Below are 14,372 nucleotides of genomic sequence, written 5' to 3' on the forward strand. Positions count from 1 at the left end.
AAGTTGAAAGCAATTTGTAGAGATACCCACACCGGTCCTTTGACCGATGTGGGTTGCTCTAGAGGCCTAGGGCAGTTGTGATCAATGTCGTACAGGAGTGGTTGTGTACTCCTTGATTACAAGATTTGCAACAGTTAACTCTCCATTATGCCGGAAGTCCACGCTGATCGTGTTATTTTTCTGTAGTACATCAACGGGCACCGGTATCTCCAGTGTGTTGAAGTAGCGCTCCACAGAATTTTCTTTACGACCTCGCCAGTCTATGGGTGTCTCGATGGTGTGCCCATTAATGGTCAGAGTGTCAATCTGCAGGAGGCTGTCAGGGGTGTCGTCCTGGCTGGGATAGAGTGCCACGGTGAGACGCAGTTGTGACTCCGCATAACCGGAAGGTACGGATACATTGTTCACTTGTAAATTTTTTGCACCTCCGGCTACAGATATACGATGGGGTACACTGCCGCCACTCACGCTGTTACCAAAGTACTTTTTCTCGTCTACGGATTGGTTAATAGCAATAGTACTGTTCAAGGTATAGCGCAGTACCAGAGTAGCGTCAGCCGCAAGAGTGACCTTGGTCGGCATTTGCTTCATATGGTGTCGCTCCAGCTGTGTATCAAAGTTGTTGTCGAAATGCATATTGCGCAATTCCACATTTTGCAGCTGGGCGTTATTCAGTCCTGCCACCGTCAGGTCGATGGTTGTATCTACGGTTTCCAGGTTATTGATGATGATAAAAAGTTCATTGTTATTCACATAGGACTGAACTTGTACATCCGGGTCGCTGGATACACTGTCCACACGGGTTCCGTCGATATCTGCCCAAAGTTCATAGAATTTAATGTAGTCAGACCACTGCCAATTATCACTGTTTAATACAGGCTCTATGAGTAGGCTGTAGTGATAGGGCGCTGTACAGTTACGTACTTCCTCGTACCCGCAGCCACCCGGGTAGTAGCCCCACAATGGCTTGGCGGGAGTAAAGGGCATGGATTTGATCACGTAATCCGGGCGCTCGAGAATCTGCATTAACATAGCGTTAAAGGACTTAAGTACTTCCGACTCGAAGCGGGGTTGATGTGCCAGAGTGTTCCAGCCTCCCTGTACCGCACCATACTCGGAAATTACGATGGGTTTTCGGTTGGCCTGGCCATTTTGATACACGTCATACCACTCAATCATATCAAGCATGGCGGGGAGGTGACCGTTCCGACGCAGGGTGGACTTGGCATCACTGTTAACGCCGGGCCAGTCGTAAACATGGACGGAGTAAAAGTCCATGTTGTGTCCGGCTGCATCCATAAACCCTTTCCACATTACGTCCCACTGATACCAATTCTGATCGCGTGTATCGTCGACGGTCGTGGCCATTGCCTGACGGAAAAACTCTTCCGCTGCAGCCTCTTCGGCTGGATCATCGGCGACTATCCATTGGTCGTATGCGTTGTCTGCGTAGCGGGAAATGCCATCGCGACGGTAGAAGTCATGTTGACCCCAGGTCATACCGCCAATCAGCGGAGCCTCGTTGCCCAGTTTTGAGCGTATTTCCTGGGCAACCAGATTATGGTATTCCCAAATAGCTTCCTGGTTGGTAACCATAAATTTTCCGGTTTTCATTTCCATATCTGGTTCGTTGATGACTTCCCAGAATTTTGGCATTGGATCGCCGATATAGCCGTTGCTGGAGTTGGCGTAGTAGTGCTTAAGGTATTGTCCCATCCAGGCGGCAGAGGTTTCGATGTGCATCGGTTGCCAGTCGTGCCAGGTGGAGCCATTGGCATTCCAGCTGAGGGTGGGGTAGGTGGGGTGTGGATTGGTACCTGCGATCAGTTCCGTTCTGTCGGCACTGAAGCGCTTGTAGAAGGGATTGGCTTCATAGTTTTCACGCAGTTCCTTTCCCCGGGTCACCATGTAATCCAGGTCTGGCCAGTTTTCTCGGTTGGGGTCCTCCTTAGTGTCTTGAAATTTCCAGGTGGCAGTACCATTGTCGCGGCCCAGTGTTACATCCAGAGTGTTGACCAGATAATTGAGCTTGTCGGCATGTCCTTCCCAGTCTTTCTCATAGATGGTGGTATGTGCAGTGATATGCCGGTTGCGCCCAAAGTCAGAAATGCCCTTAACGCTGTGTTTAATATTCGCGTTGACCGTAACCTTTACACTGTGTGGATTGGCTACCTGAGAGGGTGAGCAGCCAGACTCATTGGTAAACTCCTTGGCCGGAGTGGATGGACATTGATCCGTGCCGTTGGCAATGCCATCGCTATCGCTGTCCTCAAACCCTGTGCATCCTGATGGGGCTACGTTTTCCCCAAAGGGGGTGTCGGGGCATTGGTCCTCTTGATTGGCTATCCCGTCGAGGTCGTCGTCATCAGCGCCGGTACTGGCACAGCCTTCAGAATCGACAAAATCCCCAGGTGCTGTGGTTGGACATTGATCCCGGTTATCGGCAATGCCATCTTTATCTGTATCCAGCTGAGAAGGCGCACACCCTTCGCTGTTGGCGGTTTCTGATGGATCGGTTCCCGGACAGCTGTCGTTTACATCCGCAATGCCGTCGCTGTCTCCGTCCAGATCGAGGTCGACGTCACTGATACGCTCAAAAATGACGTAGTCAATATTAAACTGGAAGTCTTGAGTACCTGCGCCGTATATACGAATAGTCAGGTCGCCGGAAAATAGGTTGATATCAGAGGCGGCGTTGAGCAGGTAGAAGCTGTCCCAACCCCCCTGACTTTGAACTTCACTAGTGTTCTTAGTTACCAGGGCACCTTCATGATCTGTTGCCATTAGACCAACCGCCACACCGGAGCTATGTGCGGTACTCACATAATACTTCGGTCGATAAAGGCCTGACTGATCCAGGTGCAGGTTGTACTCCAGATAGTCGCCGCTATTGAAATAGTTGACGGCAACGCCGCCGTTGATTGCATAGGTGTCGATTTCTCCCCCCACATGGTGTGCACTTTCGGCTTCCAGCTTAAAAGTCCCCGAAACATGACCACCTTCCTCTGGAGATCCTCCTGAGCTACTGCTTCCTGAGCCAGAACTCGAGGAAGATCCCCCGGATGAAGAGCTGGAAGTTGATCCTCCACCGGAACTGGAAGAGCTGTCATCAATGTAGGCAAGTTCCATTTTGTCCAGATTCCATTGCCAGTCGTGATCTCCGCCTCCGAATAACCGGATCTGCTGTGATCCAGAGGAGAGATGAATACTACCTGCGGGCAACGGTTGAAAATTGTCCCAGCCAGCATTGGGTACATCGGTTCTAGCCAGTGTTTGCCAGCTGCCATTGTTGTTGACCTGAAAATCAATCCGCGCTCCATCAATGGCTGTGCCGGCGAAATAGGTCAGATCGTATTGTCCCGCTTGTGGGACGGAAAGAGTATATTCAGCGTAATCGCCCTTGTTGACATAGTTGATGGCAGTAATGCCATTTACTGTGTAGACACTGATTTTTTGTGGCTGACCATCGTTGTAGGTACCTCCTACATTGGTAAAGTCTTCGGCCTCTAGACGGTAATCGGCAGCGGTGGCTGCGGTACTGTAGGCGATTGCTGCCGCTAGCACAGCATGTGCTAAAGGCAGAATGCCTTGAGATTTGGAAAGTCTCATCGCTTGCTCCAGGATTTGAACACCTTTTAACTGGTGTGTTTATTTTTTGTTCGGCCGCTTACAACTACGCCGCAACCACCGTAATCTGCGGGAAAACCTAGAAGTGGCCCAATGGAAATTGACAGCAGGTAACAGTTAACGCGATATGGATGCTCGTTTTGCACGATGTTGAGTTAGCGGCTTTTTATATAGTTATATCTGCTGTCGACGGTATTAAATAATATATTGTAAACAATAAACAATGGGGGTCGCGTTAGTTGGCGCGAGAATGTTGTTTTGCTTCCCGGGAGAGAGAAATGATACGGCTTTTAGAAAAAAGCCCTGGCGAGTTACGCCAGGGTAGCAAGAAGCGAAGGTTGGGAGAAAAGCAGAAAACCTCTTATTAATTTGCCATCAAATTTTAATGAGGTTCCGTAAGCATAGAGGATATTCAACCGGTGAAATCGACATTTCGAAACAGTCAGACACAAAAAAGTTGCTTATGGGATTTCGAATAGTCTATTTCATAGCATGAGCGCTTTCTAGTTATCTGCGGCGCTCATGCTATTGTTAATAGATTACCCTCTAGCGTACTCCACGATTTATTGCACTGCTTGTGGAGAATACCTGTAGGGTGGTTGTGCTAACGTAACCACCATCGTCGGGGAATTCAATTTCCACGGCATTATCTTTGGTTAAATATTCGATGGCCACCGGTATTTCGATAACTCCGAAAAACTGATCCCGGCCCTTACCATCGTAATATTGATCGTACCCTTGATAATCTTCCGGTACTGATACTTTGTGACCATTGACCGTTACGGAAGGCGTGAGGGATTTGCCGTGGTCGCGACCGATGCCAAGGCGTAGTATCGCCTCCCCTTCGTCAGACACTTCTACGTTGCTGATCGCAAACTGTAATTTGCTTTTTGCCTCAATGGGTTGCTTGTATTTGTCTGCGTAATATTTTGTCTCCGAGTTTTCCTCATCTAGTGTGATGTTCTCTTTGTAGTTTAGTTGCAGAACAAGAGTGGCCTCAGGCTTCAGTGTGATTTTTTCGGGAAGCTGCTCGAGGGTGGTTTCTGAAAGTACCGGGATGCCATCGTCATTGTAGGAGAGCTCCTTGACGGTCACCTCCTGTAACGGATTGGCCCCTGTTCCCAGTGTCGCGAGGTCCAATATGCTGGTTTCTTCTTCCAGGTTGTTTAACACGATATAAGCGGTTGCGCCGTCTACATAGGCATTGACTTGAACATCCAGATCGCTGGCCCAGCTATCTACTCTTGTTCCCTTCACTTCTGCCCACAGCTGGTAGAATTTAACCAGCTCAGTGTATACCCAGGAATCTCCACTCTCAGTGTCGGCTTCCTTTTTCTGGCGCATCAGGCGATTGGTATAGGGTACGGTTTCAGATTGTCGCCCCCATTCCGCCTTTACGGTAATGAATGGAATGGACTTCAAAATTTGATCCGGGCGCTCGAGAATGTTCATCATTAACCCGTTAAACGCACGCAGTTTGTAGCCATCCCTTTCCGGCGACCAGGGCTGGTTCATCATGCTGTGAACCGTTGCCCCGAATTCTGAAATCAAAAATGGCATGCGTTCGCCGGTGGCCATCAGAGTGTATTGCTCCAGCATATCGAAGGTAGCTTCGAGATTGCTGCCGCGGCGGAGCTTTCGCTTGCCCTCGATATCCGGGAAGTCATAGAAGTGTAGGGACAGAAAGTCCATTTTTTCTCCGGCGATATCGATGAACAGCTTGTCGCGTTCCTCCCAGCGATTAAAGTCGTTCTTTTCGAAATCCGGGAAAGCAACGGTATAGCCCCCGATTAGTACGTTGTCGTGAACGGCTTGATCCCAGGGGTCGCGAAATGCGCGGACTGCATCTGCTACGGCATTGTGGAATTTGAACACCTCCTCCGGCGTTGTGCCTTTATCTTTGTCCGACGGAAAATCCACTAGGTCGTACAGGGGCTCATTCATAACTTCCAGAAAAACGGGTTTGGGCTGGCCGTATGTGTCACCCGCTCCGCGGTTAAAGTACTCGTAGAGGAAGTTCGCCATATAGTGACCAACGGCGGTGCCGAAAGGCTCTTCCTCACTATCTGCGGTGGAAAAGGACCATCCCATACCGGTATCGTCACCATTTGGCCAGTAGGGATGCTGTTGGCCGCCAACTACCATATCGGTTGCGCGATGCTCGTGATACCGGGCGAGTTGGGCTCCAGTACTGGTTCCTGTGGTGTAGTTCCAGCGCGCACCACCACCATTGCTTTTTGCTGCCGTCTCATCGATAAACCCGGGTCGGGATGGGTCTTCCGGCAGTAGGCTCAATTGCCATTTCATGCCTCCGGTATCCCTTCCCAGGTAAACATCGTACCCCTCCAGGAAGTTTGTCATCAGATCCGGATCTTCATTGGGAGCACCGGCACTCTGACTATTGTTACCGACCCAGTCTTGTTCGGTATTGGAGGCGTGGATGTTAATGAACTTTCGGCGATCAAATACCGACTCACCGCCTACGGTGTGTCGCATATTCAGGTTGACATCGACTTTTACTGTGTCTTCGTTATTGGTGGATTCGGCTTTGGTGGTAACACGGAATTCGGCACTGACGCCGCCGACCGTCAGAGTCGCGGTGACCGTAGCGCCGTAGTCAGTGCTCGCGATCAGGCGCAGAACGACACTGTCTCCGCTATTGACGGTTCCTGTCGAGTTTTGGAAGGGGCCATCATTAATGGAGAACTCACCTCCATTCACGCTGATGTCCGTACTGGTGTTGATGCCGGTAATCGTGATGGCATTTGAGACTTGTTGACTGCCAGGCTCGGCGTCTGAAACGGCGCCAAAGGTAAAGGCATCTGGCTGTGTGTCTTGCTGTACGTTGTCTTCTGGGGGTTGTGGCTCCTTGCGATCAGTTTGGTCACTGTCGTCACTACAGGCAGCCAGGAGCAGAGTTAAGAGTATGAGCGCAATTCGGCCAGGCCGGAAAGGACTGATCATCGTTTTATCTCCAGTTATTTTTATTAGTTATTTGGCCAGCCAATGCTAGCCACGGCTGGCTATATTGTAAATAGTTTATTGTATACAATGTGGGCTGAGTGGTTAAAACCTGTCATTCATGACAATTGTTGTTTTTTATGTGAAGTGAAAGTTGTTGCAGCTGTCTTCTTCAGGTTGTAAATTGTTAACAAAATGGCACTTTGATAAATTCACACATATGACATAGCCGTTTTTCTACAACAATAATGAGAGGCGAGTGATGATCGAAATGACCGCGAAAGTGAAGGATTTTCTCGGGCAAACGCCCGTTCCCTTCTACTCTGATGGCGCTTGGCAGGCTGGAATCAGCAGACAGTCCATGCTCGTGGAGAATCCAGCCGACAAATCGGAACTGGCGCAAGTGTCCGAGGCCAGGAGGGCGGATGCAGAGCATGCCATTGAGGCCGCGCATGTCGCCTTCCTGTCCTGGCAGGACACTACAAACGCCGAGCGGGCCCGGTTGTTGCGTGCACTGGCAGACTTGTGCCAACGCGATGCGGAAGAGCTGGCTCAATTGGAAGCCCTGGATGTTGGAAAGCCCGTAGAAAATGCCCGGGGTTTTGATGTGCCTTTCGGTATTGAGTGTCTGCGCTACTATGCCGATTTGTGTGAGAAAGAGCCGTTTGAAAAACCGCTGGATCTGGCGGGTATGAAGCAGGCAGCTTCAGTTCGCCTCCCCTACGGTGTGGTCGGCTTTATTTTTCCCTGGAACTTTCCTCTTACGTTGTGCCAGTGGGGCATAGCTCCTGCACTTGCGGCGGGCAATAGTGTGGTAATCAAACCCTCAGAAGTAACGCCATTATCGACTCTTTATCTTGCAAAACTTGCTGACGAAGCGGGTTTCCCCGCTGGTGTAATCAACGTACTACCGGGCGAGGGGCCGGAAGTCGGTGCCGTATTTACCCGCCACCCCAAAGTACGCTTTGTTTCCTTTACCGGATCTTCCCGGGTGGGCCGACAGATAGCAGAAACCTGTGGTGCAAATTTGAAGCCGGTAAAGCTGGAATTGGGTGGCAAGGGTGCCTCAGTTATCTGTGACGATGCGGATATCAATGCCGCTGCTTCTGGTTTGGCCGGTGCTATCACCTTGAACACCGGACAGGTGTGCTGCACTGCCACGCGCTGGATTGTACACGAAAGCATAGCCTCGGAATTTATTGAGAAAGTTAAAGTCGAGCTGGATAAAGTTGTTATTAAGGCCGGCATGAATGAAGACAGTCAAATGGGGCCGCTGGTGAGTGAGCGTCAGTTGAAAACAGTGGTCGGCTATATTCACAAAGGTCGTGAACAGGGGGCAGAAATCGTTTACGGCGGTCAGCCGTTAAGCGATGCGGAGCGGTCCGGATATTATGTAACTCCAACGCTGATAATGGGTTGTGAGGACAATATCTGTTTCCGTGAAGAAATATTCGGTCCCGTGGCTTATATCACCACTTTTAAAGATGATGCGGATGCGGTGCGCCAAGTAAACAGCCTCGATTACGGCTTGGCGAACAGTGTCTGGAGTTCCGATAGCTGCCGGGCTATGGCGATTGCGAAGAAAATGGTTTCCGGAAATAGCTGGATCAATGCGCACAACGTCTTTGCTTACGGCCTCCCATATGGGGCAGTAAATGCCAGTGGTATGGGCGGCGGAGTAAACAGCCGGGAAACTATGCTGGACTATACCCGTGGACTCTCCATTGCTGAGCCGGAAGAGGGATAAAAGTGGACCGTGAAGAGCTGGCCAGTAATCTGCTTGAAAAAGGTTTGCTGCAGTCAAAGGAAGTAACTTTTACTGCACTTTCCGGTGGTGTTTCCTGTGAAATCCTCTTAGTAGACGATGGCAGCGCGCGCTTCGTTGTAAAGCGTGCACTGAAAAAGCTCAAAGTCAAGGATGACTGGTTTGCAGATGTCAGAAGAAATATCACCGAGCAGGAGTATCTTCGCTATGTAGGAGGTATTCTTCCTGCGGCAGTTCCTCAAATTATCTATGCGGATAACGAAAGATATTTCTTCTGTATGGAAATGATCGAGGGCGGCATGACAACATGGAAGTCACGTCTTCTGGAAAGGGATTACAACAGCAGCTATGCCCAACTTGCGGGTAAATACCTGGGAGTTGTTCATCGATCATCTATCGATGAACAAGCTGTGCATGAGAAATTTGACACGGCAAAAGACTTTTATGAGCTGCGTATTGATCCTTATCTCTTAAAAACAGGTGATCGCCATCCTAGATTGAAAAAGTACTTTATTGAAGAGGCTGACCGTATATCCGATACCGCCCGGTGTCTTATTCACGGAGACTACAGTCCAAAAAACCTTATGGTAGGTGAAGGGCGTCTGGTGATTCTCGACTGCGAAGTGGCATGTTTTGGTGATCCTGTATTTGATCTGGCTTTTCTACTGAATCATCTGTTCCTGAAATCAATCCATCAAAAAAAAGATGCACAGAAATTATTTGTACTGGTTGGCGATGTATGGAAAAGCTACCAAAAGGCGGCTGGAGCCGTAGTAGATCAGGGTTTTGAGGCACGGCTCTGTCATCTTATTCCCATGCTGATGTTGGCGCGGATAGACGGGAAGTCCCCTGCGGAATATTTGTCCGATGAAAGCCAGCAGTCTGTGCGAGAATTCAGTTACACCGCAATACCTTTTCCCCAGAAAAAACTAGATGAATTTTGCCACCAATGGGCTGATTTTATGTCGGTGGAGAAAGCATGAATATAAAGAAAATTGACGCTTTTCAGATTTACGATTCCCGTGGGTTTCCTACTGTAGAAGTTGAGGTGACTCTGGATAATGGCGTCACCGGATATGGGCTTGTGCCATCTGGCGCATCAACTGGGCAGTTCGAAGCGTTGGAGTTGCGCGACGGAGATAAAAATCGATTTAGAGGAAAATCGGTTTTCAAAGCAATCGATAATATCCGTAAAGAGATAGCGCCTTCATTAATCGGGTTTCCCGTTACAGATATGAAATCGATCGATATGAAGTTGATTGAATTGGATGGAACCAATAATAAATCGCGTTTAGGGGCTAATGCGACTCTTGGTGTATCAATGGCCTGCGCTCGTGCAGCGGCAAATTTTCGCGGAGTCTCTCTCTTTGAATACCTGGGAAAAGGGCAGGGGCACCTGCTTCCTCTTAATGAAATTCAGATTCTTGGCGGTGGCGCGCATGCAAATTGGGCTATTGATATTCAGGATTTCCTGATAATCGCCGTGGGAGCGAAAAGTTACCAGGAAACTCTGGAAATGACTTTCAATATCTACCATGCAGCCGGTGAGATAATGCGGTCAAGGGGGAAGAGTGTTGGACTTGCAGACGAAGGTGGATGGTGGCCGGATTTCTCCAGTAACGAGGAACCATTCGAAGTGCTACTGGAAGCGATACGAATGGCCGGTTACGAAGCCGGTAAAGATATCGCTATTTCTCTGGATATTGCTGCCAGTGACCTATTTGATGGAAGGGTTTATCACCTGAAAAAAGATGGGGTCTCGTATACCCCTAAAGAATTCTGTGAATTAATGATCAGTTGGTGCAATAAGTACCCAATCATATCGATAGAAGATCCCTTCGCTGATACAGATTATGAAAGCTGGCGTGCGTTTACCGAGCAAGTGGGTGGAAGGGTTCAGGTAATAGGAGATGACCTTTTTACCACCAATATTGATCGAATAAAAAATGGTATAGAAAACCGACTGGCAAACGCGGTATTGATTAAGCTTAATCAAATAGGAACAGTTTCAGAGACTATATCTGCTATCGAGATGACTCAAAGTGCTGGCTGGCTGCCGGTTGTTTCGGCCCGTTCTGGAGAAACAGAAGACGCATTTATCGCACATCTTGCAGTTGCTACCAATGCTGGTCAGCTTAAGGTGGGATCATTTTCAAGAAGTGAGAGAATGGTGAAATGGAACGAGGTGTTGCGGATTGAGAGAATCCTGGGAAATAGGGCTAACTTTATAGGAGGTGAGTTGTACAGGAGAATATTAACGGATTAGTTGATTTCAGATATTTTGAAAAAATTTTCACGTAAAAACGATTATGTATGAACAAATATAATAAATTCCATGTTCTAACGCTAATCTTTATTAGTGTAGTTATAAACTACATGGATCGCACCAATATATCAGTAGCCGCTACATCGATATCCGAAGACTTGGCACTGACACCTGTAGATATGGGAATCGTATTTTCTGCCTTTGCCTGGACCTATTCTGTGATGCAAATACCGGGTGGGATGATCGTGGATACGGTCCGTGTGCGTATTTTGTATCCATTTATTCTTATAGCTTGGTCTATAGCTACCATCGTACAGGGACTGGTGTCTTCTCTGGCAGCTATGGTTGGTTGCCGTATGATAGTAGGGGCTTTCGAAGCTCCCTCTTATCCGGCAAATAACAAAATCGTGACACAGTGGTTCCACGAGCGCGAGCGCGCTAGTGCCATCGCCGTTTACACTTCCGGTCAATTTATTGGTCTCGCCTTCTTGATGCCATTACTAGCTCTTATTCAGGATTGGTTTGGGTGGAGGGGGCTCTTTTTTTTATCGGGTGTGATTGGTATTGCATGGGCAGCGGTATGGTATTTTTTGTATCGTGATAATACAGAGGGTAGAGTACGTGCCATACCGTCTTCCGAAGACAGCACGGAAAATCTGAATTCGTGCCCGGAGACGGAATCCATAAGCTGGGCCAATATACGTTTGGCATTCTCAAACCGAAAACTCTGGGGAATATATATCGGTCAGTTCTGCCTTGGAAGTACGTTGATATTCTTCCTGACCTGGTTTCCGACATACTTGGCAGAGTATCGTGGGCTTGGAGATTTGAAAACGGGCTTTCTCGCTTCTATTCCGTTCATCGCTGCATTTTTCGGAGTGTTGTGCTCTGGGTTTTCTTCCGACTGGCTGGTAAGGCGCGGATATACTAACGAGTTTGCTCGTAAGACACCAGTGATCCTGGGGCTGTTTCTGTCTGGCAGTGTGGTCGCTGCGAATTATGTCGACTCTATGGCTGCGGTTACTTTCTTTCTCTCGTTGGCATTTTTTGGCAATGGGTTGGCTTCTATCAATTGGGTTTTTGTGTCTCTTATTGCGCCTCGACATATGGTTGGGCTAGTGGGTGGGTGCTTCAATTTTATTGGTGGGCTGTCTGCAGTGATTATTCCTGTGGCGATTGGATTTCTCGTGCAGGATGGCGATTTTCGTCCCGCTTTAATTTTGATTGGCGGTTTGGCTTTAACGGGGGTGTGTTCCTACCTGTTTCTGGTTGGGCGTGTAGAAGAAATATCATTTTCAGAAAGTGAATCAGAAAAAGTTATCGCATGATTAGCATTTCAAAAACGATAAATGGTTATGGAGTTAATATGGAACATTCAATGAAGTTCCTGTCAGCAGTGTTGCTTTCATCTTTCATTGTATCTGGGTGTGGTGAGAACAGCGCCGACGCCTCCTCCTCTGTATACAGTTCTGGAGGGGAAGGAAGATCCTTTGGAAACATAAATGAAAGGTCTGAATTTGTTCTATGGAACTTCGATCAAGGAAATACACCTCAGGAAATAAAATTAGAAAATGCCGAAGCTGAATTGGTGTCTGGTCGGTCGGGAAAAGCGCTCAAAATCCGCCTATTGTCTAGGGATAACTACATATCATCTTTTACCTTTGACGCAGAAACAGCGTGGGATTGGAGCGCTTTGGGAAATTTTGCTTTTGCACTGGATATTGCCAATAGGGAGCCAACGTCAGTTCATCTTTATGTAAAGGCAACTGACCGGGATGGCAAGGTACATAGCCGAAGTTTCGTGGTTCCTGAGAACTCCAGTGGGACATACTTTTTGGAATTGAAAGGACCGGATCTCTCAGTGGATACGGGGATACGATCCAATCCGCCGAGCTGGAACACCCAGTTTCAGGAAATGATCTATCGCTGGGGAAATAAAAAACTTAACCTAAGTGCTATAGAAAGCGTTGAGTTTTCGGTAACCGGTGTCCTGGAGGATAAAACACTGGTTATCGATAATGTTCGCTTGATTCAGCCTGATTCTCTGGATGAGCTATATCTGGTGGAATTGGTGGATAAGTTCGGACAGAACAACAAGCTGGAATTCGCGAATAAAGTTCACTCAGAGGAGGAGCTAAAGCGGTTGGCAGAAGAGGAGCTGGCTCAACTGCGTAAGACTCCCTGGGAAGGTCGTTCCCGTTTTGGTGGTTGGGCGGAAGGGCCGCGTTTAAAAGCAACCGGTTATTTCCGGACAGAAAAAGTGAACGGAAAATGGGCTCTGGTTGATCCCGATGGCTATCTTTTCTTCTCCACAGGAATCGCTAATGTCCGCCTGGCCAACACCTCGACTATCACTGGATACGATTTTGACCATTCACTTATTCCGCAGAGGAAACCGGGCGACCTAACACCGGAAGACTCTCTGGGCCTGAATCGAGTGCCAGATAAAGCGATTCCAACTCGTCACGTAAGCTCCAGGCTTAGAGCTGATATGTTTACCTGGCTCCCAAAATATGATGAACCCCTCGGTATGAATTATGGTTATCGACGTGAGGTTCATACGGGAATTCTGGAGCGTGGAGAAACCTTTAGTTTTTACCGGGCAAACCTGCAAAGGAAGTATGGCATCAATGATGATAAGAAGCTGATGGAAAAATGGCGGGAGGTAACAGTTGACCGTATGCTTAGCTGGGGATTTACCTCCTTTGGTAACTGGATTGATCCCGATTATTACCAATTGAATCGCTTTCCCTATTTCGCTAACGGCTGGATCATCGGTGACTTTAAGACGGTAAGCAGTGGCAATGACTACTGGAGCCCCCTGCCAGATCCGTTTGATCCACTATTTAAGGAGCGGGCCTATATTACCGCTGAGCAGATTTCCCGGGAGGTTCAGGACAATCCCTGGTGCGTCGGCGTATTTATAGACAATGAGAAGAGTTGGGGACAGGAAGGGTCTATCAAATCGCAATATGGAATTGTGATCAATACACTCTCTCTGGATGCCCGGAACAGCCCTACGAAAACACAGTTCCTCCATTTGATGCGCGATAAGTACAAGGACGTAAGCAAGCTCAACGACGCGTGGAATGTCAAACTAGACTCCTGGGATGAGTTTTCCAAGGGTGTATCCCTGGCGGAGTTTAATGATACTGTTGTCAGCGACCTTTCTGCCATGCTGCAGCATTATGCTGATCAGTATTTCAAAGTTGTACGCGAAGCGGTCAAGCACTATATGCCAAATCACTTGTACATGGGCGCTCGTTTTGCGGACTGGGGTATGACGCCGGAAGTGCGCGGAGCCGCAGCCCGTTATGCCGATGTGGTCAGCTATAACTACTACAAGGAAGGTGTAAGCGATAAGTTCTGGCACTTCCTCAAGGAAATCGACCGTCCGAGCATAATCGGTGAGTTCCATAATGGTTCCTTGGATTCTGGTTTGCTGAACCCCGGTCTGATACATGCCAGTTCTCAGGCGGATCGTGGCAAGAAATACGCTGAGTATATGAATAGCGTAATTGATAACCCTTACTTTGTCGGAGCGCACTGGTTTCAATATATTGATTCTCCGTTAACCGGTCGCGCTTACGATGGTGAAAACTATAATGTCGGTTTTGTGAGCGTGGCTGATATACCCTATTCGCCACTTATTGAGTCAGTGAAGGCCGTTAATAAAAATCTATATCAAAGAAGGTTCGGTGCACTGTAATTTGATGGGCCATGAGAAAGGTCAGCTGGATTTATAGGGGGTGT

General features: G+C 48.3%; 7 protein-coding genes. 5 read left to right on the forward strand and 2 right to left on the reverse strand.

Annotation, left to right across the window (positions count from 1 at the left end; all coding sequences use genetic code 11):
- Positions 1 to 81 precede the first annotated feature (81 nt).
- Together agaO and BM155_RS11705 are read right to left on the reverse strand one after the other, a co-directional pair.
- The gene (gene agaO / locus BM155_RS11700) at positions 82 to 3,609 is read right to left on the reverse strand and encodes a beta-agarase AgaO (RefSeq protein ID WP_083421171.1); all 3,528 of its coding nucleotides are present in this window, start codon (positions 3,607 to 3,609) and stop codon (positions 82 to 84) included.
- A 564-nt stretch (positions 3,610 to 4,173) separates the two neighbouring features.
- Complete coding sequence (locus BM155_RS11705; protein WP_074903259.1) at positions 4,174 to 6,591, reverse strand: agarase; 2,418 nt, start codon at positions 6,589 to 6,591, stop codon at positions 4,174 to 4,176.
- A gap of 259 nt (positions 6,592 to 6,850) precedes the next feature.
- On the opposite strand from BM155_RS11705, the gene BM155_RS11710 reads away from it, so the two are divergent.
- The 5 genes from BM155_RS11710 to BM155_RS11730 are packed head-to-tail and all read left to right on the forward strand — an operon-like array spanning position 6,851 to position 14,328.
- A complete protein-coding gene (locus BM155_RS11710; RefSeq protein ID WP_074903261.1) occupies positions 6,851 to 8,335 on the forward strand; it encodes an aldehyde dehydrogenase family protein in 1,485 nt (494 codons plus the stop codon).
- A gap of 2 nt (positions 8,336 to 8,337) precedes the next feature.
- Complete coding sequence (locus tag BM155_RS11715) at positions 8,338 to 9,336, forward strand: phosphotransferase family protein (RefSeq protein WP_074903262.1); 999 nt, start codon at positions 8,338 to 8,340, stop codon at positions 9,334 to 9,336.
- Positions 9,333 to 10,619 (forward strand): phosphopyruvate hydratase, encoded by a 1,287-nt coding sequence (gene eno / locus BM155_RS11720; protein WP_074903264.1) that lies wholly within the window; start codon positions 9,333 to 9,335, stop codon positions 10,617 to 10,619. Before BM155_RS11715 ends, eno begins: the two co-directional genes overlap by 4 nt.
- A gap of 47 nt (positions 10,620 to 10,666) precedes the next feature.
- Entirely contained in the window at positions 10,667 to 11,947 is a 1,281-nt protein-coding gene (locus BM155_RS11725; RefSeq protein WP_074903266.1) for an MFS transporter, read from the forward strand.
- Positions 11,948 to 11,997: 50 nt separating this feature from the next.
- Positions 11,998 to 14,328, forward strand: a complete 2,331-nt coding sequence (locus tag BM155_RS11730; RefSeq protein ID WP_139223242.1) for an agarase — start codon at positions 11,998 to 12,000, stop codon at positions 14,326 to 14,328.
- Positions 14,329 to 14,372: the final 44 nt, after the last annotated feature.

Origin of the sequence: Microbulbifer thermotolerans (genome assembly GCF_900112305.1) — a bacterium.
GTDB lineage: Bacteria > Pseudomonadota > Gammaproteobacteria > Pseudomonadales > Cellvibrionaceae > Microbulbifer > Microbulbifer thermotolerans.

Coding starts and splice junctions, on each gene's coding strand:
- agaO (WP_083421171.1), bottom strand. CDS start 3,609: ATGAGACTTTCCAAATCTCAAGGCATTCTGCCTTTAGCACATGCTGTG.
- BM155_RS11705 (WP_074903259.1), bottom strand. CDS start 6,591: ATGATCAGTCCTTTCCGGCCTGGCCGAATTGCGCTCATACTCTTAACT.
- BM155_RS11710 (WP_074903261.1), top strand. CDS start 6,851: ATGATCGAAATGACCGCGAAAGTGAAGGATTTTCTCGGGCAAACGCCC.
- eno (WP_074903264.1), top strand. CDS start 9,333: ATGAATATAAAGAAAATTGACGCTTTTCAGATTTACGATTCCCGTGGG.
- BM155_RS11725 (WP_074903266.1), top strand. CDS start 10,667: ATGAACAAATATAATAAATTCCATGTTCTAACGCTAATCTTTATTAGT.
- BM155_RS11730 (WP_139223242.1), top strand. CDS start 11,998: ATGAAGTTCCTGTCAGCAGTGTTGCTTTCATCTTTCATTGTATCTGGG.